This window comes from Paenibacillus sp. 23TSA30-6, from assembly GCF_014858585.1.
Classification (GTDB): Bacteria; Bacillota; Bacilli; order Paenibacillales; family Paenibacillaceae; genus Paenibacillus.
In genome coordinates this window covers 91,070-110,575 of the sequence record NZ_SLTL01000017.1, presented here as the reverse complement: position 1 = coordinate 110,575, position 19,506 = coordinate 91,070, and the positions used below count along the sequence as shown (strand labels likewise).

At 48.9% G+C, this 19,506-nt stretch carries 17 protein-coding genes and 1 CRISPR repeat array; of the genes, 8 read left to right on the top strand and 9 right to left on the bottom strand.

The features are described 5' to 3' along the window. Nucleotides 1-182: 182 nt before the first annotated feature. Nucleotides 183-1,159: direct repeats of the CRISPR family, unit length 32 nt; unit sequence ATTTCAATCCACGCACTCATATAGAGTGCGAC. A gap of 456 nt (nt 1,160-1,615) precedes the next feature. Beyond that, nucleotides 1,616-2,377 carry an AAA family ATPase gene (locus E0698_RS16640; protein WP_192512263.1) on the bottom strand — a complete coding sequence of 254 codons (762 nt, stop codon included), beginning with the start codon at nt 2,375-2,377 and terminating at the stop codon, nt 1,616-1,618. A 214-nt stretch (nt 2,378-2,591) separates the two neighbouring features. Between E0698_RS16640 and mprF the strand changes: the two genes are divergently transcribed. Continuing rightward, nucleotides 2,592-5,234, top strand: coding sequence for a bifunctional lysylphosphatidylglycerol flippase/synthetase MprF (gene mprF / locus E0698_RS16635; RefSeq protein ID WP_192512262.1), 2,643 nt, complete (start codon nt 2,592-2,594; stop codon nt 5,232-5,234). A gap of 97 nt (nt 5,235-5,331) precedes the next feature. Here the strand turns inward: mprF and E0698_RS16630 are convergent, their stop codons facing one another. Next, the gene (locus E0698_RS16630) at nt 5,332-5,958 is read right to left on the bottom strand and encodes a nitroreductase family protein (protein ID WP_192512261.1); all 627 of its coding nucleotides are present in this window, start codon (nt 5,956-5,958) and stop codon (nt 5,332-5,334) included. A 241-nt stretch (nt 5,959-6,199) separates the two neighbouring features. Here E0698_RS16630 and E0698_RS16625 point away from each other — a divergent pair, with 241 nt between their 5' ends. Continuing rightward, nucleotides 6,200-6,676, top strand: a complete 477-nt coding sequence (locus E0698_RS16625) for a disulfide oxidoreductase (protein WP_192512260.1) — start codon at nt 6,200-6,202, stop codon at nt 6,674-6,676. 168 nt (nt 6,677-6,844) lie between these two features. Then, a complete protein-coding gene (locus E0698_RS16620) occupies nt 6,845-7,342 on the top strand; it encodes a CcdC family protein (RefSeq protein WP_025686276.1) in 498 nt (165 codons plus the stop codon). A gap of 160 nt (nt 7,343-7,502) precedes the next feature. Here E0698_RS16620 and map read toward each other — a convergent pair whose 3' ends face one another. After that, entirely contained in the window at nt 7,503-8,249 is a 747-nt protein-coding gene (gene map / locus E0698_RS16615) for a type I methionyl aminopeptidase (RefSeq protein WP_044646282.1), read from the bottom strand. 215 nt (nt 8,250-8,464) lie between these two features. Between map and E0698_RS16610 the strand changes: the two genes are divergently transcribed. From E0698_RS16610 to E0698_RS16595, 4 genes are all read left to right on the top strand, one after another. Then, a complete protein-coding gene (locus tag E0698_RS16610; protein ID WP_192512259.1) occupies nt 8,465-9,160 on the top strand; it encodes a GntR family transcriptional regulator in 696 nt (231 codons plus the stop codon). Nucleotides 9,161-9,291: 131 nt separating this feature from the next. After that, entirely contained in the window at nt 9,292-10,653 is a 1,362-nt protein-coding gene (locus E0698_RS16605; RefSeq protein ID WP_192512258.1) for a GntP family permease, read from the top strand. A 41-nt stretch (nt 10,654-10,694) separates the two neighbouring features. Continuing rightward, nucleotides 10,695-12,248, top strand: coding sequence for a gluconokinase (gene gntK / locus E0698_RS16600; RefSeq protein WP_192512257.1), 1,554 nt, complete (start codon nt 10,695-10,697; stop codon nt 12,246-12,248). A gap of 108 nt (nt 12,249-12,356) precedes the next feature. Next, on the top strand, nt 12,357-12,539 hold the full coding sequence (locus E0698_RS16595; protein ID WP_044646279.1) for a hypothetical protein: 183 nt from the start codon (nt 12,357-12,359) through the stop codon (nt 12,537-12,539). A 169-nt stretch (nt 12,540-12,708) separates the two neighbouring features. Here the strand turns inward: E0698_RS16595 and E0698_RS26980 are convergent, their stop codons facing one another. The 3 genes from E0698_RS26980 to E0698_RS16585 all read right to left on the bottom strand — a co-directional run bounded on the left by E0698_RS26980 (nt 12,709) and on the right by E0698_RS16585 (nt 14,774). Further along, nucleotides 12,709-12,825 carry a YjcZ family sporulation protein gene (locus E0698_RS26980; protein ID WP_238354033.1) on the bottom strand — a complete coding sequence of 39 codons (117 nt, stop codon included), beginning with the start codon at nt 12,823-12,825 and terminating at the stop codon, nt 12,709-12,711. A gap of 134 nt (nt 12,826-12,959) precedes the next feature. Then, nucleotides 12,960-13,775, bottom strand: coding sequence for a serine/threonine protein kinase (locus E0698_RS16590; protein WP_192512256.1), 816 nt, complete (start codon nt 13,773-13,775; stop codon nt 12,960-12,962). 141 nt (nt 13,776-13,916) lie between these two features. Further along, nucleotides 13,917-14,774 (bottom strand): MerR family transcriptional regulator, encoded by an 858-nt coding sequence (locus E0698_RS16585; RefSeq protein WP_192512255.1) that lies wholly within the window; start codon nt 14,772-14,774, stop codon nt 13,917-13,919. Nucleotides 14,775-15,528: 754 nt separating this feature from the next. Here E0698_RS16585 and E0698_RS16580 point away from each other — a divergent pair. Continuing rightward, nucleotides 15,529-16,485, top strand: a complete 957-nt coding sequence (locus E0698_RS16580; protein ID WP_134911438.1) for an L-lactate dehydrogenase — start codon at nt 15,529-15,531, stop codon at nt 16,483-16,485. A gap of 633 nt (nt 16,486-17,118) precedes the next feature. Here E0698_RS16580 and E0698_RS16575 read toward each other — a convergent pair. Genes E0698_RS16575 through E0698_RS16565 form a run of 3 tightly spaced genes read right to left on the bottom strand, consistent with a single transcriptional unit; the run spans nt 17,119 to nt 19,477 of the window. Continuing rightward, on the bottom strand, nt 17,119-17,847 hold the full coding sequence (locus E0698_RS16575; RefSeq protein ID WP_192512254.1) for an ABC transporter permease: 729 nt from the start codon (nt 17,845-17,847) through the stop codon (nt 17,119-17,121). Beyond that, on the bottom strand, nt 17,847-18,563 hold the full coding sequence (locus E0698_RS16570) for an ABC transporter permease (RefSeq protein WP_192512253.1): 717 nt from the start codon (nt 18,561-18,563) through the stop codon (nt 17,847-17,849). The genes E0698_RS16575 and E0698_RS16570 overlap by 1 nt, the downstream gene beginning before the upstream one ends. Beyond that, entirely contained in the window at nt 18,560-19,477 is a 918-nt protein-coding gene (locus E0698_RS16565) for an ABC transporter ATP-binding protein (RefSeq protein ID WP_192512252.1), read from the bottom strand. Before E0698_RS16565 ends, E0698_RS16570 begins: the two co-directional genes overlap by 4 nt. Nucleotides 19,478-19,506: the final 29 nt, after the last annotated feature.

Below are 19,506 nucleotides of genomic sequence, written 5' to 3'. Positions count from 1 at the left end.
AACTTGAACACATCATTCATTAGATTATCCTTTTTGCTTAATGGGGTCCACATGTTCCATCCCGTCCTCTTCCTATTTATTACTAGACAGTATGGACACTTTCTCTATTAAACAGACATCTAACATTCACTTTAGCGAAGAAGCCTTAATACTTGGGTCACCGTGGATGGCATTAAGAGACTATTTCAATCCACGCACTCATATAGAGTGCGACTTTGAAATGGATGCCGCTTTTCATTTTGTTATATTGATTTCAATCCACGCACTCATATAGAGTGCGACTTTTAGCGCTCCTTCTGGATACTCCTTTCCCGTAGCCTATTTCAATCCACGCACTCATATAGAGTGCGACAACTGGTTGTACATAAGATGTAACGCTTGTAGAGATAATTTCAATCCACGCACTCATATAGAGTGCGACTCAGTTTATTCGCACCAATTTGCAAAGTAGGCAATATTTCAATCCACGCACTCATATAGAGTGCGACTTTTATGCCAGATATGGATGCCGATTGTTCGATTATTTCAATCCACGCACTCATATAGAGTGCGACGGTTTTGGTTGAACAAATATGTGATTTTATCAGGATTTCAATCCACGCACTCATATAGAGTGCGACCGACTCGGCAACCACCAAAGACGGTACGAGGATCATGATTTCAATCCACGCACTCATATAGAGTGCGACTACGCATTTAGCCCTATGGGGTAACTGCTATGCAATTTCAATCCACGCACTCATATAGAGTGCGACGATAATTACGAATGGAGGCGTTTTTAATTGGAACATTTCAATCCACGCACTCATATAGAGTGCGACATAGATTAGCTTGCTCTAAACCCGTACGAAACAAATTTCAATCCACGCACTCATATAGAGTGCGACAATAGACCGAACAAACAACCAGCGGCAACCAACTTTGATTTCAATCCACGCACTCATATAGAGTGCGACGCGAACGTGTCGGCGTAAGGCTTACCGCTGAGGAGTTTATTTCAATCCACGCACTCATATAGAGTGCGACTGGGCGACCGCGTTATTATCGTCAGCTCGAATAATTTCAATCCACGCACTCATATAGAGTGCGACTCCAAAACGGATGACCTTCCGAAGCTGGAGTACGAAATTTCAATCCACGCACTCATATAGAGTGCGACAGCGAAAATGCAGTAATTCATACCTTAATGATATCAATTCCATACATTTTAGCAAAAAACGATGCCAAAAAGGCTTGAATCAACCATTGACTTCTACTGAAGAAAACTGATTTAATGTTTTTCGACAAATTTCGAGGTGCGAAGGATCCGGGGTTTTTATGTGAGCTTCACATTCGCACCTCATCAAAAGAGCAGTATACTCATTTTATTTTCCCTTATACATATACCATAAATGAGCATGATAACCAATAATAAGGTGCAGATCCGGTGAATGTTTGGGCAAAAGACAAACTTCGATCCCATCTGCTTAGACCAACGTATAGGACGCCTACTTGTAGCTAAAGTCTAAGTTGTATACGAGTACGGGTAGCCCTCGTTCACTAAAGGTATTTTATACATTTGAACTCATACTGTTTCCTCCTCATCCAAGCGGCTGCTATTGAGGTCACCCATTCCTTATTGGGGATCTTCGAATAGCTCCTGCATCATCTTTTCCTTGTTGTTCATAAATTGTTTCATGATGATGAAATGATCGGTTTCCTCCAGCGTCCGGGTGTCTATGCCTTCATGTGTCAGGTGGTACAGGACGGAGTCGGGATAGGCCATCAAAATCGGGGAATGCGTAGAAATGATGAACTGCGAGCCCTGCTGTACCAGCTCGTGGATACGTGCAAGCATGGCCATCTGGCGCAGGGGCGATAACGCAGCCTCTGGCTCATCCAGAATATACAGCCCCTGACCTCCAAACCGATGCAAAAATGCAGCAAAAAAAGACTCGCCATGCGACTGCTCATGCAACGATTTTCCCCCGTAGGAGTCTCGGATGGGCGGGCCCCCTCTTTCCCGATCCAACTCGTCGATATGAGTCGCCAGATTATAATAGCTTTCTGCCCGGAAAAAGAAACCGTCCCGCGGCTTGCGGGCCCCTCTCACCAGCCGGACATACTCATGCAGCGATGAATGCGTGGCCTGTGTGGAGAAATTAAAATTTTTGGTGCCGCCCTCCGGATTAAATCCCCACGCGACCGCTATCGCTTCCATAAGCGTTGATTTACCCACACCGTTTTCTCCAACAATATAGGTAACAGACGGGTTAAATTTCAGCTCATTCCATTGACGCATGGCTTTTAAGTTAAAGGGATATTGACTCTCGTCAGCATCCTGCGGCCACATCAGCTCCAATCGACGTACAAAAAGATCACGATCCCATATACTCATGTCCGTTCAACTCCATTACCAAGCAAATGACTAGGCTTTTTATCATTATATTGGAATTATTTACGGCAATCAATCTGAAAATCCGGTTTTCGTAACCCTTCTGTTGTTATTCGTTCGTTTATTACAGGTATAATATATAGTAGCCTTTCATTGGGCATGATATTTCCGTGTATCATTCAGAATCTATTTCATTATTTTTCAGGCAGGTGAATCTATGAATTCAAATCACAAACCGATCCAATCCTTTAAAATCGTACAGTTCATGATGACCATCTACAGGCAGCGGCTGACACGTATTTTGCTTCCACTGGCTGTATTGGCTTTTATTATATGGGAGGCCGGACGAGAGCTGAAAAGCTTCAATCTGGCACGTATGCTTCATGAGCTGCGGCGAATGGATGCTACCTTTCTCATCGAAATCGGCTTGTTCTCACTGATAGCCGTGGCCGCCATGAGCGCATACGATTACGTGATCAGGCATCATTTCAAACTACAGGTCAAGCCCGGAGCGACATTCCGGTACGCCTGGATTTCGAACACCTTCAATAACGTCTTTGGCTTTGCAGGCTTTACAGGAGCGGGATTGCGCACGGTGCTGTACAGAAAAAGCGGCGTGCCGCTGGGTGTTATCACCTCTGCGGTCGTGTTCCTTTCGCCTGTGGTCATTACGGGTCTGTCTTTGCTGGCCTGGGGCGCGATCGCCCATCTGTATCCGGTACAGCCCGTGCTGGATGCTCATCCGTGGCTTCATTGGGCGTTATGGGGAATGGCGCTGTACCTGCCGCTGTTTCTGATTATGCAGCGCTCCAAACGATACGCCAGTTGGTTCAACAAGGGAGAAGGCCAGCTTTCCTGGTCCACCATCTCCGCCTCCATCGGCGCTTCGCTGCTGGAATGGCTGCTGGCTGGTCTTACTTTTGCATGGATCGGCTCGCACTTGCTGCATGAGCTGCCGATAAATGCCGTGTTCGGCATTTATGTGATTGCCGCGATTGCCGGGCTGATCAGTCTGGCACCCGGAGGGGTCGGCGCATTCGACATCATTGCCCTGCTCGGGCTGCAAATGGCAGGCGCCAACTCAGATCGGGCATTGGCTGTACTACTGGCCTTTCGCGTCTTTTATTACATCATTCCATGGCTGATCGGCCTGGTGCTGGCTGCGCTGGAAATGATACCGCGCAACGAACGTCTGAGCCAACTGGCAGAGACGGGTTGGGAAACCTCACTCAACGCTTGGCAAAAGGTATGGGGCTGGCCCGGTCAATTCCGCTTTCTGGCCGACCTCGGGGTATGGGCACTCGGCAAGCTGGTACTCATCTCCGGCGTGGTGCTTCTTCTGTCGGCGGCTACGCCAGGTCTGCTGTATCGACTGCGTTTTGCCGAGCATCTGCTCAGTCTGCCCGTCATGCGCCTGTCGCACGAAATCTCAGTCGTCATCGGGATTATGCTCGTAGTGCTGTCTCACGGCATATCCCTGCGCATTCGCAGAGCCCTGCGGCTGACGCTGGTACTGCTGCTTGCGGGGTCCATTTTCACCTTCATTAAGGGTCTGGATTTCGAGGAAGCTCTATTCCTGTTGTTCGTAGCGCTGATGCTGTGGGTCTCGCGCTCGCGGTTTTATCGGGTTAGTGCGCCGCTGAATCGGCACAATATTTTAATATGGGGCGGATTGTCTCTGCTCGTGACCGGCGCTTACTTTATAATAGGGGCAGGCTCCAATACTCCGTTTATGCGCCATCTGCACGCCAAGGTCCATCTGGACTTTTTTATGAACCGCAGCGATTACGGGGTTACAGCGGTGTTCAGTCTGATTTTGGCGTGGGTATTCCTGACGGTATATTTCTTCCTCCGTCCCCAGCGTGGAATCGGCAATCTACCTGATGCGCAGGAACTGGATAAGCTAAAAGAATTTCTGGAAAAGCAAGGCGGAAATTTGGTTTCTCATATGCTCTTTCTAGGTGATAAATATCTGTATTGGACCAAGAACGAACAAGTGGTTATTCCCTATGCCCGCAGCCGGGACAAACTGATTGTGTTAGGTGACCCGCTGGGTCCGGAAGAACGTGTGAGCGAAGCGATTCAGGAATTTCAGCGCTTCGCAGACCGGTATGCGTTAACGGCTGTATTTTATCAGGCATCACCGGAGTATTTGTCCATCTACCATGAGAACGGCTATCGGTTTTTCAAGCTCGGCGAGGAAGCGCTGGTGCCGCTGGAGTCCTTTACACTGACAGGTAAAAGCAATCAGGTGCTGCGCAGTGCCAAGAACCGCTTTGACCGTGAGGGTTACACATTCGAAATGATCCAGCCGCCTTTGGATAGAGCATTAATTGAGGAGCTTCATCACATTTCGAATATCTGGCTGGACGGACGGAAGGAGAAGGGCTATTCGCTCGGCTGTTTCAAGGAGCCTTATCTTCAGTTAGCCCCGATTGCGCTGTTAAAGGACCCTGAAGGAAAGATCATCGCCTTCGCGACAATGGCCCCTGCCTATGACTGTGGACAGACGGTCTCCATAGACCTGATGCGTCATCTGCCTGATACGCCAAATGGCACGATGGACTACTTGTTCACACGAGTGATCGAGTGGGCCAAAGACAGCGGGTATTCGACATTCAATCTGGGTATGGCTCCGCTGTCCCAAGTAGGACAAAGCGAAAAAGCGTTGCGCGAGGAAAAGCTGGCTCGACTCGTTTTCCAATACGGAGGACATTTTTACGGTTTTCAAGGGCTGCGCCGCTTCAAGGATAAGTTCAAGCCGCAATGGGAGCCACGCTATCTGGCCTATCCGGCTTCTGTCTTTTTGCCTATTCTGACGCTGGAGTTGGTATATCTCGTTTCCAAGCGTTCGGATTAGAGTAAAAGCTTTCTTGCAACGCAAGACAGGCATAACAAAAGGGTGTTCCCCAATCACGACGGTTGCAGGAACACCCTTTTTATGTTAAAAATCCTTCTTAGAAGCTACCTTTTACAACAACTTCAGACAATGGGAAACGTCCTGATGGACGTGCTGGTACTTGTGCTTTACCTACCGTAATCAGCATCGTTGGCAGGTAACGTGCAGGAATGTTGAATTGCTCAATTAATTGCGCAGGAATGAAACCACCTATAGCGCAAGTGTCATAGCCAAGCGATTTAGCAGCCAGCATAATGTTTTGTGCCGCAAAAGCAGAGTTCAGGATCGCTGCATCGCGAGCTACTTGTGCGTTTTGGTAAGCACCGTTGATTTGGCCTACCAAGGCGTCACGGATTTCTGCTGGCAATGAGCCTGCTTCTACCGCTTGATCATAAATAACTGTGTTACGGTTCGCTTCCAAATCACCCAATACGACAATCGTTACGGAGCTTTCCGCTACTTGACCTTGGTTGTAGGCGATAGGCAGCAACTTTTGCTTGTCAGCTTCGGTTTCAATCACGAGGAATTTCCAGTGTTGAAGGTTCCAGGCGGAAGGAGCTTCTATCGCAGCTGTCAAAATAGCTTCCAGATCTTCCTCTGGCAATTTAAAATCCTTAACATAACTTTTTACCGCATGTCTTTCACTAATGACAGACAGAGTTTCGTTTTTTTGGATACTTGACATTCTGGACACACTCCTACATTTCTCATAGTATATATATCTGAATCTTGAATCCTTATTAACTTCCCAAACTATTGTAATTATAAAAACGATAGTGAATGATGTCAATATGTTTAAGTATGACCCTGCACTCAAAATACAGTACAATATGGATAAGACATCCATATCGGTAGATGCCCGCCCGATCGGACAAGACACGGTGAGTTCATTTTGTTCTCATTTGAATCAAAAAAGGAGCGTTACTATGATTGGATCGTTTAAAAAAACGGATATTGCTTTGTTTGCCGCCTGGGTTGTGGCTTGTGTGGCCACATTAGGCAGCCTCTATCTCAGCGAGATTTTGGGGTATGAGCCTTGCAAGCTATGCTGGTTTCAGCGCATTCTGATGTATCCCCTGACTCTGCTGCTCGGAATCGCTTATTTTCGGGGAGATACAGGAATACGGCGTTATGTCATGCCGCTGGCGATCATTGGTGGCGGTATTTCGGCCTACCATTTTGTGATTCAGCGCATCCATGCAGCCGCCAAAGCGGCTACGCAGGCTTCAACGTCCTGTGGAAGAGTATCCTGTGAGCAGGATTACCTGAACTGGTTTGATTTTATTACCATTCCTTTTCTCGCACTCATCGCTTTTATCCTTATTATTACAGCCATGGGTTATATCATGCATCAGGAGAAAAAATCGGCGCAAGGAGAGGTACAAGCAGAGCATCTTGCATAAGTATGATAGAGACCCGAGATCGTTGGGCCAGTCACCACAATCGAGCGTATAATCCGCTTGCCGGAGGAAAGACTGTAACTAAATATATCCATTACATATGTGATATAATAAAAAAGGTTTGCAGTCTGGCCAATAACGCTTACATTTCTTATAGAGGGGGCCCAGGCCATGTTTCATATCAGCACCCCAATTCTGCAATATGGCGCAACCTTCGGCATGATCTTAATCGCTGTTTCGGCTATTTTCATCCGTATGAAGACAGGTCACCGCCCGGTTAACGCCAAAAAGATTATCATCCCTCCGCTCGGCATGAGCACCGGCTTTATGATGTTTATCGTGCCAGAGGTACGGGTTCCCTTGCTTTGGGCGATGGGCGCTTTTCTGGTTGGCTGGTTTATTTTCTCGTATCCGCTGATCCGCAGCACCAAGTTTGAGATGCAAGAAGGACAAGTTTTTGTACAACGCTCACGCACCTTCTTTTTTATCCTGATCAGTCTGCTAATCGTTCGCCTGCTGCTGCATGAGTTTATCCAGCGCTACATTACCATTCCACAGACGGCGGGGCTATTTTTCATCCTCGCGTTCGGGACATTGCTGCACTGGCGACTTCGTATGTATTTTCAATATCGTCAATTTGTTCCGGACGAGAAGGAAGTCCGCATCTGACAAACGGATGCTTACATGTATCATGGCATATTGTTGCATAAACCAAAAAGACACGTTCTCCCCACGGGGTGTCGTGTCTTTTTGGTTTATATTTGCATCGCAGGACGGAAAATTCATTCAACCCGTTAATCTATACGCTACCTGGTTAAATGTCTGCTTTTTATTGCTGTGTCAAAATAATCGGGCCGTCCGCTGTAATCGCCAGCGTATGCTCGTATTGCGCCGACAAACCGCCGTCCAGTGTACGCGCCGTCCATCCGTCTGCATCCACTTTGCTGCGGTAGGTGCCCGTGTTCAGCATCGGCTCAATCGTAATGACCATGCCTTCTTTCAGGCGCGGTCCGCGATGCGGTGGTCCATAATGCGGCACCTGCGGTTGCTCATGCATATCTTCTCCGATACCGTGACCGATGAATTCGCGTACAACTGAGAAGCCTTCCGCTTCCGCATAGGTTTGGATCGCATGGGAAATATCGCCGATTCGGTTACCGATTACAGCCTGCTCAATCCCTCTGTACAGGGATTCCTTCGTAACGTCCAGCAGCTTTTGTGCCTGCTCGGAAACATTACCCACTGCATACGACCAGGCGGAATCCGCCAGCCAGCCGTTCAGGTTTACGACCATGTCAATCGTCACGATGTCCCCGTCCTTCAACGGTGTCTTGTTCGGAAAACCGTGGCAAATGACATCGTTAGGCGATCCACAAGTCGCAAACTGGTAGCCGTTGTAGCCCTTTTGTTCCGGCGTTGCGCCATGCTTTTTCATAAACGATTCCGCGAAGGCATCAATTTCCAGTGTTGTAATACCCGGCTTGATCATTTTGGCAATTTCCCGGTGGCAAGCAGCCAAAATTTCGCCAGCTTTCTTCATATTTTCAATTTGTTCTTTGGTTTTAATAATAATCATTAAACGGTCTCCTTCTTTTCCGTGTTCGTTCCACTTTCACTGCTGCTTTTTTCTGCTTCTTTTCTGCTTCTATTGTAACGCTAAAAGCATTGAAATGGAACCGATGTCCATTGACACCGTTTACAAGTATCTTTTACGGGGTATATAATACTTCATAACTTGTATACAAGTATGCCCGAAAGAGGCAACCTAAATTTTCAAGAAGGAGTATGCCTATGAAATATCCGTCAATCTGGCTACAGGGTGCATCGCTTGGTGAAAGGATTGCTTGTGAGCTTCGACTTCAGATTATCCGTGGCATGCAGACACCCGGCACGGTATTATCTGAAAATCAGATTGCTGCCGATTTTGGCACCAGCCGTTCTCCTGTTCGTGAAGCGTTAAAAGTGCTTTCCAGTGAAGGATTGCTTCGCTTGGAACGCATGGGGGCGATTGTCATAGGCATGACGCCCGCTGATATGGAGGAGCTTTTCGATGTGCGAATGCTGATTGAGCATTTTGTTGTACAAAGATTTGTACATAGAGACAATGCCGGGTTGGTGACCGCTTTAAACCGGATGATTGATAAAATGGAAGTCGCTCTCAAGCACAGAGACGTCGTTGAATTTTCTCTTCAGGACTTCAATTTTCATGAGGCTCTGGTGCTGGAAGCAGGCCATACTCGTATTCTCCACACCTGGAACGGAATGAGGCAGTTGATCCTGACGGTCATGCTGGCTGCCACAGAACAGCGCTTTACGTCCAAGATTGAAGAATCCCAAGTCACGATTCACAAACATCGTACCTTTGCAAACGCTTTAAACCAAGGGAGCGCTCAGGAGCTGTCCGAATTTATCGAGGATCATTACCGGGACACCCGCAACGCGGTAAACGACAGCGTTCTGTCCCCTTACCGCAAGAGTCTGCCCTAATCCGCAAAATGTATAAAAGGAGCCGCTGCACCGCGCTTTAGGTGTTCTAAGCTGGCGCAGTTCCTTTTTAGACTAAAGTTGTCGACAAGTATACATGTACTACACATTAACGCATAAGGAGGCATTACTTCATGAACACCCTATTCGGCTTGAGCCATAACGCTTCACTACTTACGTGGGCGCTAATTACCATCATTCTTTTGATTTTGCTGATTGCCAAGTTTAAATGGAATCCCTTTGTTTCACTACTGCTTTCCTCCGTATTTCTCGGGCTGGTTAACGGGATGCCGGGACATGTTGTTACTGCCTCCATCACCAAGGGCCTCGGGAGCACACTTGGCTCCATCGCCATCGTCATCGGGCTGGGCACCATGCTTGGTAAAATGATGGCGGAATCCGGCGGTGCCGAGCGTATTGCAACTACACTTATGGATCGGTTTGGTGAAAAACGTGTCCATTGGGCCATGATGATCGTAGGCTTTATCGTGGGTATTCCGGTATTTTTCGAAGTTGGCATTATTTTATTAATTCCGATTCTGTTCACGGTCGCCCGTAAAATGAATATGTCTCTGCTGAAAATCGGTATTCCCATGCTGGCGGGGCTATCGACGGTACATGGACTTTTGCCGCCCCATCCGGCTCCGATGATCGCGATTGAAGCCTTTAACGCCAATATCGGACGCACGATAGGGTATGCGCTCATCGTCGGTATTCCTTCCGCTATTATTGCAGGTCCGGTCTTCGGTGCCTGGATTGGCAAAAAAATTATGGTCAGACCCTCCGAGAAGCTGGACGAGCAGTTCACCAATACAACAGGACGGCCATTGCCGCCTTTTTGGATTACCTTGTCTACTATTTTGCTGCCTGTTATCCTGATGCTCAGCGGATCGGTCGCTGAAATTGTGGACCCGTCCAATACGCATCCACTTACGGTATTTTTCAAATTTATCGGTGATGAGGTTATGGCGTTACTGATTGCGGCTGTATTTTCATTTTTCTCACTTGGTTACGCACGCGGCTTGAAGAAAGAGGATTTATCCCGTTTTACCAGTGAATGTCTGGCACCCACAGCCTCTATTATTTTAATCATCGGCAGTGGGGGCGCGTTTAAAACCGTATTGATCGACAGCGGCGTAGGTCAGGCCATTGCAGCGGTGGCTACGGGGGCGCATATGAATGTAATCGTGTTTGCTTTTCTGGTCGCTGCGCTCATTCGTGTAGCCACCGGGTCCGCTACGGTTGCGATGACGACAGGCTCCGGTATTGTCGCACCTGTGCTGGCACTTACACCCGGCGTGAATGTCGAGCTGGTTGTCCTTGCTACAGGGGCGGGATCGCTGATCCTTTCGCATGTGAATGACGCCGGTTTTTGGATGATCAAAGAATTTTTCAACATGACGGTTCCCCAGACTCTCAAATCATGGACCGCGATGGAAACCATCCTCTCCCTGGTCGCCTTCGGTTTGATTATGCTGCTGAGTGTGTTAATTTAACGGTAATGAGCTAATAACGGTAAGTGAAGGGGAGATTGAATATGACAGACACTCGGTATATGATCGGCGTTGATATCGGTACGACCAGTACCAAAGCGGTGCTTTTCGAAGAAAACGGCAATATTGCTGCCCAGCATCATGTAGGCTATCCGCTGTACACACCTGAGCCGGATGCGGCGGAACAGGACCCGGAGGATATTTTCAAAGCCGTCGTGACAACGGTGCAGGAGGTCATGAAACAAAGCGGAGTAGCAGCCGAGCATGTATTGTTCGTCTCCTTCAGTTCGGCCATGCACAGCGTTCTGGCGGTGGATAAGAACGGCAAGCCGCTGACCGCCTCCATCACGTGGGCAGATAACCGGAGCGCCAAGTGGGCTGAAGCGCTCCAACATGAATACAACGGACATGACATTTACTTGCGCACAGGGACACCCGTTCATCCCATGTCGCCGCTGACGAAGCTGATGTGGATTACACGGGATTTGCCGGATATTGCGGCACAAACGTACAAATATATTTCTATCAAGGAATACGTATTTGTCCGGTTGTTCCAGCAATATGTCGTGGATCATTCGATTGCCTCCGCTACCGGCCTCATGAATTTGGAGCAACTGGATTGGGACGAGGAAGCACTGCGTATTGCCGGTGTGACGAAGGAGCAGTTGTCTGAGCTGGTGCCTACGACTCATGTCCTGAAGGGACTGGATGCGACCTATGCGCATGACATGGGCTTGCTGGAGACGACTCCTTTTGTCATCGGAGCCAGTGACGGTGTCTTGTCCAACCTTGGTGTGAATGCCATCAAACCGGGAGTTGTCGCTGTCACGATCGGTACCAGCGGAGCCATCCGCACTGTGGTCGATAAGCCGTTGACCGATGCCAAGGGACGCTTTTTCTGCTACGCATTGACCGAAAAGCTGTGGGTGATCGGCGGCCCGGTGAACAATGGCGGCATCGTTTTCCGCTGGATTCGCGATGAATTTGCAGCCTCCGAGGTGGAAACCGCCAAACGATTAGGGCTTGATCCGTACCATGTGCTGACCCAAATCGCGGAACAGGTACGCCCCGGCTCGGACGGCCTGCTCTTTCTCCCGTATCTGTCCGGAGAACGTGCACCCCTGTGGGACCCGAATGCCCGCGGCTCCTTCTTCGGCTTGTCCCTGCGTCACAAAAAAGAGCACATGATCCGCGCCGCTCTGGAGGGTGTGCTGTTCAACCTGTACACGGTTATGCTGGCCATGGAAGAGGTCATCGACAGACCTTCGGTCATTCACGCCACTGGCGGATTCGCACGCTCGGAGCTGTGGCGACAGCTTATGGCGGATATTTTCGATCAGGAGGTCATTATCCCGGAAAGTCTGGAAAGCTCCTGTCTTGGCGCAGCTATTTTGGGCTTGTACGCACTGGGACGAATTGATTCGCTGGACGCTGTATCCGATATGATCGGCACCACTCACCAGCATAAGCCCGTGGCGGAGCATGTGGATATTTACCGTGATTTACTGCCAATCTATATCCGCATTTCGCGTAAATTTGAAGAGGAATTCAAGGATATTGCCGAGTTTCAGGCCAAATCCTTAAAACCTTTAAATTAGTGGAACCCATTCCAACACCGCTGCGTATTACCGTTTCATAAGAACCTGTCTATGTCAGAAAATGATCTAAAAAATCAGTCGGACAGGATTAAGAAGGAGGATTAGACGATGCTCAAAAAACTATTGCACCGCCTGCTACATTCCACCTCTCATTCTCATAAGCGGAAATACAGTAGCTCGGACCGTTATTACGAACGTAAACGCCGCTCTTCATCCGATTTAGGATACAAGAACAGCCATAACGGGCACCAATATTACAAGGACAAACGCCGTCATTACTCCAGTTCGTAAGTAAAGAACTGCGACGAATGAAACCAGGCATAGGAAGGAAGCCAGTGGCTCCTTCAAACCCTATAAAGCGAAGACCCTTCTCATCAAGGGCCTTCGCTTTATTGTTGTGCGCCCGGCGCTATGCAGGGCAACATCTCTGCATTTTACAGGAAACCGTCTATTAACAAAATTACAGAAATAGAGTTTTGGAGATAATTACCATCAAAATAAACAGAACCAGAATCGCTCCTACAGAGGTCCAAGCTCCGCCGTACCCCATACCGCCCATTCCACACATATGACTCATTTACAACACTCCTTTCGCTCATTTACAGGATCATTGTATGTAGATATGGTCAGATGCGTAAGGGGGGCATTCCCCCATTTTTGCGGCGAATGCCCGTATTTTTATGGATGATCTTTATGGACGATCTTTATGGACTAGCCCTCCTGCTGCACCAACGCCTTCTCCAGCTCCAGCATAAACTGGCGACTATGTTCATACCTGGGGCCAATCTGAAAAAGACGTTCCAGCAGATGGCGTACAGGTGGACTCAACTTCAATTCTTCCTGCCAGCTTCCCGGCGGTTGATCCGGTTGAGGCTCGTAACTGCTGTACAGCATAAAAAGCATCAAATGCCCGACATCGTACAAATCGCTGTAGATAGCGACATCCTGCCGTTCGGCTACACGCTTTTCCAGCATAGATTCGGTAAATACATCTTCCTGCTGCTCGCCCATCGCCAGTGCAAGGCCAAAGTCAATCAGGTACGGTTTCCCTTCGCGGTGGATCACATTGGGAATGCGGATATCCCGATGGATGTAGCCCTGTTCATGCACATGCAGAACCCGCTCCATCAGCTCTAAGGTGTAGACAATACATTCCTGTTCGGTAAAAGAACGCCCCTGTTCAAATATAAGCTCCTCCAGCGTCATGCCGGAGATATATTCCATGACCAGGTACATTCCATTCCGATGCTCCACACTTTCGAGCAGCCTCGGGATATAGAGATGTTCCATTTGTCGCATAATGTCGGCCTCACGCTGCAACAGTTGAACACCCTTCGCCCGCTTGCTCGGTCTGGGTAGCTTGACCGCCACCTCCTGCCCGCTGTGCTTGTCCAAACAAAGGTAGGTCAGACCATAGCTACCCATACCCAGCAGCGACAAGATATGATAACGTCCACCCAGCAGATCGCCGGGCTGTTTCGGGTAATCTATCCAAGATTCATAAACATTCCGTAACCAAGTAAACATTCTAATATCCCTTTCCTATACACGCTGCGGCATGTTATATAGGTGCCCTAAATCCATTCACTCCGGTCTGTTCCGCTATTATACCATCCACAATAAGACCATCAGAACCGGGTAGGTCTGATGGTCTTATCATTATCATGCCTATGCCTCTCTACGTCTGCGTGGTGCCAAACCGAGCCAGGACAGCAGCGAACCGCGGGACTTTCGCTGTCTGCCCTGATAGGTGCGCAAATTGGTGATTAACTGCCGATCCCGTTCCTCTTCCACCCGTTCTTTCATCCAGCGCTTTTGGTCCTCCAACTGATTGGAAAGGCTGGTGTTCTTCTCCACCAACCGGCTATGCTCCACTTCCAGCTCTTCCAAACGAATCCTCATCTCCAGTAGAGCGCTCTGCACCATAATTTGCATCTCCGTCAGTGCTTGGGACTCTATAGGCTCCTGCGTTTGTATCTGTACGGGTGTTTGTTCCAGTTCTTCTTTTTCCCTCTCCCTTGTTTGCTCCAGCCTGTGCTCAATCGTTAACGCCAAGGTATGCGTCTGTTGTTCCTGCGGTTGTAGCTGCATCGGGCCTTCTGACTGTTCCTGTACGCTAACTTCATCCTCTAATCCTGCCGATTCAAGAGTAGCGGCGGCTTGCGCCTGCATCACAGACTCATCTCTGCCCTCTGCCGCAGCCAATATTTCCTCCCAGGTTGCAGCCAGCGACTCACCATCCGATACGGATGGCAAGCGGATGCCTGCATCCTCGATTTGGAAGGGTGCGGTTACCCTCTCAAGCACCACCTGAACCGCCTGCTCCATCGTCAAATGCTCCTCACGCAACGCCCCTCGCATCACCTTTAAGCACTCTACATCCTCTGGACTGAACATTCTCGATTGGTTGGCGGAACGCGGGAACACATAGCCCTGCTCCTCCAGCGCTGCCGCATATTTACGAAGGGTACTGGCCCCGATTCCCAACTGCTTTGCTGCTTCCGTCGTCGATCTGCTTTCTTCCATTGATCATTACCTCCCTGGATGGTATGGAAAGAAATAAGCTTGTATATGTACAATTCGCGGAATCAAATGGAAACCCTTTGGCAAAAATGTTCTAATATTGCGGACTGCTAGGAACCTTTGTCATAAGCGAATATTTTATAAAAATGCAAGAAGCGACTTCATATTGCCATATAAGCTTGGCTTAAAAGTTTCCTATTGTGCCACTGCGCAGTCGGATGGTGCCTCCGAAGGGCACTTTCCTACGGAAAGCTTTTTAAGCGACCGCTTCGCTTGTACAGCACCATTCCGCCTACTCCGTTTTTGTTCATTTTTCGAGTTCGGCTTATATAGCTTATTGTTGGATAAACCAGCAGCATTTAAAATCTGACAAAGTATGTGGTAGCTCGCCTATTTCCCATTCAATAGGGTGTCCTTTTTAGAAACGTCACATAAATGTCACACTCCCCATGATCCTATGGCATTATTTCTACCATCAGCGCGGCGTAAAGCACAATCAATGCGGATACCGCCTCAAAAAGAAGCTTCTCACTCCCTGCAATACATACCTGCAAAAATACTGCGTATTCCATGTATCTTCTATATTACAGCCTATACATGTGCCTCTGGTGATCGTTATTTCTATATTTTTCGGAATAAAGGCAAAACGATGGATATTTCCAAAAGATCAGCAATATGTTATGTTATGTAACGTAAAATGGGTTTCAGACATAATTTGTAGCATATTAACGTTCGCTGGAACGAGGAGGAAACATAAATGAAGGGGAAGGCAAGGAAAGTAGCTATTGTCGGCGCAGGGATGGTCGGTTCGAGCTGTGCCTACTCAATGGTCAATCAGTCCATTTGTGACGAAATTATGATGATTGACCGCACATATGATCGAGCTTTGGCCCATGCACTGGATCTGTCCCATTGTATGGATTTTACGTCTACACGTACCAAGGTACACGCAGGAACGTATGCAGATTGCACGGATATGGATGTTGTCATTATCACGGCCGGGGCTAACCCCAAACCAGGTCAAGATCGTTTGTCTGTACTGGATGATGCGGTGATCATTACGCGCGAAATTGTAACGGCGATTATGGAGAGCGGCTTCGACGGCATCTTCGTCATTGCGGCTAATCCTGTCGACATTGTGACCTATCTCGTACAAAGCATATCCGGTCTACCACGCAACAAGGTAATCGGCACTGGCACCTCCATTGACTCGTCCCGGCTTAAAACGCTGCTTTCCGAGGTATTTTCCATAGATCCACGCAGCGTACAGGGGTATGCTCTTGGCGAACACGGCGATTCGCAATTCGTCGCATGGTCACACGTGACCATTGGCGGCAAGCCGATCCTGCATATTCTGCGCCAGCATAAGGAGCGTTTCAGCCACGTCGATCTGGATGACATCGCCCGCAAAACGAAGGATGCAGGCTGGGAGATTTTCACCCGCAAAGGGGCTACTTATTTCGGTATTGCCAATGCGCTGGCGTACATTACCCGTTCCATTTTAAATGATGACGGTAAAATTATAGCGGTTTCTGCCGTATTGGATGGCGAGTACGGGCACACGAATGTCTGCACAGGTGTTCCGGCGATCATCGGCAGCAAAGGAATTCAGGAGGTCATCGAGCTGGAGCTAAGCCCGGAAGAACAAGCCAAGTTCGATGCCTCCTGCCGCTTCATCAGCGATAATATCCGTGCCATGTCGGGCTTAGTTTAAATTGTGTCATACGCCGGATTGAAATGTATTATCGTATTTTATCAATCCGGCGCGATGTATACTTCAAAAAAACTCCACTTATCAAATACACTATCTTCATTCTAAAAGCTGTAGAGAAAATAAATCATCCGAAAATTCTAATCAATCTATGAGTGCCCTCTCAAAAAGTATAAAACTGAATACCGCTGAAAAAGGCTTTGTGGCCATCTACTCTGACGCAATGAAGGAAGGTGCTGATCTTGTAAGCTACAGCCCGACTGGAGATATTATAGGTGTGCAGAAACTAGAATAATGGTCAAAGTTGCCACACTCCTTCAAAGCGAGGTGTAATTATGATCTATTTAGTTTTTCACCAACTGAACCCCCTTGTCCCCACTCTGCTCATCTGAACAAATATTGCTACCTTTAAATCTAACCTGGATGCAGGGGCGATGTACGGTATTATTTATGCCCTGATGACCTATGCCACATTTATAATAACTTCCCGAGCTAGAAGTTGAATGATCTCTATGTACCAACGCTGAAATGTGACCCGGAAGAGTGATAACTTTAAAACAAATGACCCATAAGAGGGTCATTTGTTTTAATAGAGCCCTTGAAAAAACAGATAGAGCTGAATCCTCATATTCCGTCCTATATTTCTTTACGACGGAATACCGTCAGGCCCGCAATCCCAAACACAACAAAGCTACCCAGGACAACCGTAATCAGCGTATCGGCTGGTACGATGAATGCCCCGAAACTGTCTCTTCCGGCAGGCATCATCGCCAGCACAGGCTGTACCCACGGATAGTACGGACCGTAGGTCTGTGAGTTGGCGACCAGAATATTGGGCACTGTGAAAACAAAGTTCAAGGCGAGCGGCGCGGCAAAGCTGGACCACAGGAAAGACACCATTAGCTGTAACGCAGCCAGCGGCAGACAGGCTACCCAGCCTGCGAGCAGACTTTGGGCGATGACTGACCAAGGGATCGGCCCATTCATGTCTCGCACAGCTCCAACACCCAGCAGCGCTCCCCCGAACAATAGTTGAGTCAGCCCCACCAAAGCCATAATCATCGTCAGCTTGGCTGCGTAGAGACTGGTGCGGGATAATGGCAACGACAGCAGTTGCTTCCAGCCGCCGCCCCCATGCTCGAATCGGCAGACCATGGATGCAAATACGGCGGTCAGCATCGGCATGAACAGCAGCGCATGCACTGTGAGCATGCTAGAGAGTAGTGCCAGCCAATTTCCTCCGGGGTTCGACAGCAGTCCGATCAGGACGGCAATCGCCGGGCTGACGAGCGCGAGCAACCAGACGGGCGACTTGGCTATTTTCAAACGTTCGACAGAAAGCAGTCGTACATATCCTCCGAACATTACGCCACATCCTTTCTGCTAAAATGAGCCGCCGTCAGCAGACTGAGAAGCACACCCGTTCCGCAGCCGATGGACGCAAACATCCACGCTTGAGGCGCAACCCATGCGAATTGCGGCCAAGCCAGCGGAAACCATTCAGATAGCTGGGAAGCAAACAGGCTGCCGATCCCTAGCGTAATGCCCAGTGTTACAGGCAGCGCCTGATTATGAAACGTGACCGTTAGCCACAGTAGCAGTACGAGCATGGGCAGTGTTCCTCCCAAGGGCCAAAACCCGATCCGCAGCAATTCTCCTATTGGAGCAGGCTCTCCCCCGAAGCCAAGTATCATCCCCAGTCCCCATGTTCCAACGGTAAGGAGCAGGCAGGATACACACAGCATCCCGATAGCCAGCGTCAGCTTGGCCATATAGACACTGAATCTGGAGATAGGCAAGGCCAATAGCTGCTTCCAAGAGTTGGACGAATGCTCCACATTCGCCAGCATGGAAGCGACCATCGTGGCCCCTAACACCAGCGCAAGGGGAACGAAAATAGCAATGTTACCCATCAGGGCTTCCCACAGATGACCCTTGCTGCGCGGAATCAGATAATCATAACGAAGCCCGAAATTCAGCGCCTGCATCGCCACCAGCCCAAGGGGTCCAAGGAACACCAGAAACCAGATCCCCTTCCTGCGCGCTTTGAGCAGATCCGCAGTCAGCGCTCGCAGCATCATAGGGAAGTCCCTCCTTTGCCGACGACCTGCATGAACATATCCTCCAGGGATTTGCGGCGTTCCTCTACACGGTATATAGCATGCGTATTTTCGACCAGTCTTCTGACCAATAGCGCCACAGCCGCATCATTCATGTTTTCAAAATCCAGAGCAGCCCCGTCCCTCACCGAATGATAACCCTGCTCACGTGCAATGAGCTGGGCTGTTTCCGGGTCCGACGTCACAATACGAATGCCCCCTGCGGATTCCTGACGGAGATTGTAAATCGTATTCTGGAAAACCAGTTCTCCTTCGCGGATAATTCCCACCGTATTCGCCATATGCTCCACTTCGCTCAGCAGATGGCTGGATACCAGCACGGTGATTCCTCGTTCCTTGGGCATCGCCTGAATCAATGCGCGCATTTCCTGAATGCCCTCCGGGTCCAAACCATTGGTAGGCTCGTCCAAAATAAGCAATTCCGGATTGCCTAGCAGCGCGGCGGCGATACCAAGCCGTTGCTTCATCCCCAGCGAGTATCCCTTGACCGGGCGTTTGGCATGCTTGGTCAGTCGAACGACTTCCAGCACTTCCGCAATGTTCTCTTTGGGCACATTTAAAATGCGACGAATGGCCTCCAGATTTTCCACTGCGTTCAAATGACCGTAATACGAAGGGTATTCGACCAGCGAGCCGACTTTACGCAAAATATCCAGCTTATGTCTGCGGATATCCTTACCGAATATGCGGATCGTTCCTCTTGTCGGGCGAATGAGTCCAAGTAACATGCGAATGGTTGTCGTTTTCCCGGCTCCATTCGGACCGAGAAAGCCGTAAATATCTCCCCGCCCTATTTTCAGATCCAGCTGATTGACCGCAGGGCGGCCTTTGTATATTTTGCTGAGACTGTTCGTTTCAATAATGTATTCGTTCAAGTTCCTCACCTCGACACTTATCGTAACGT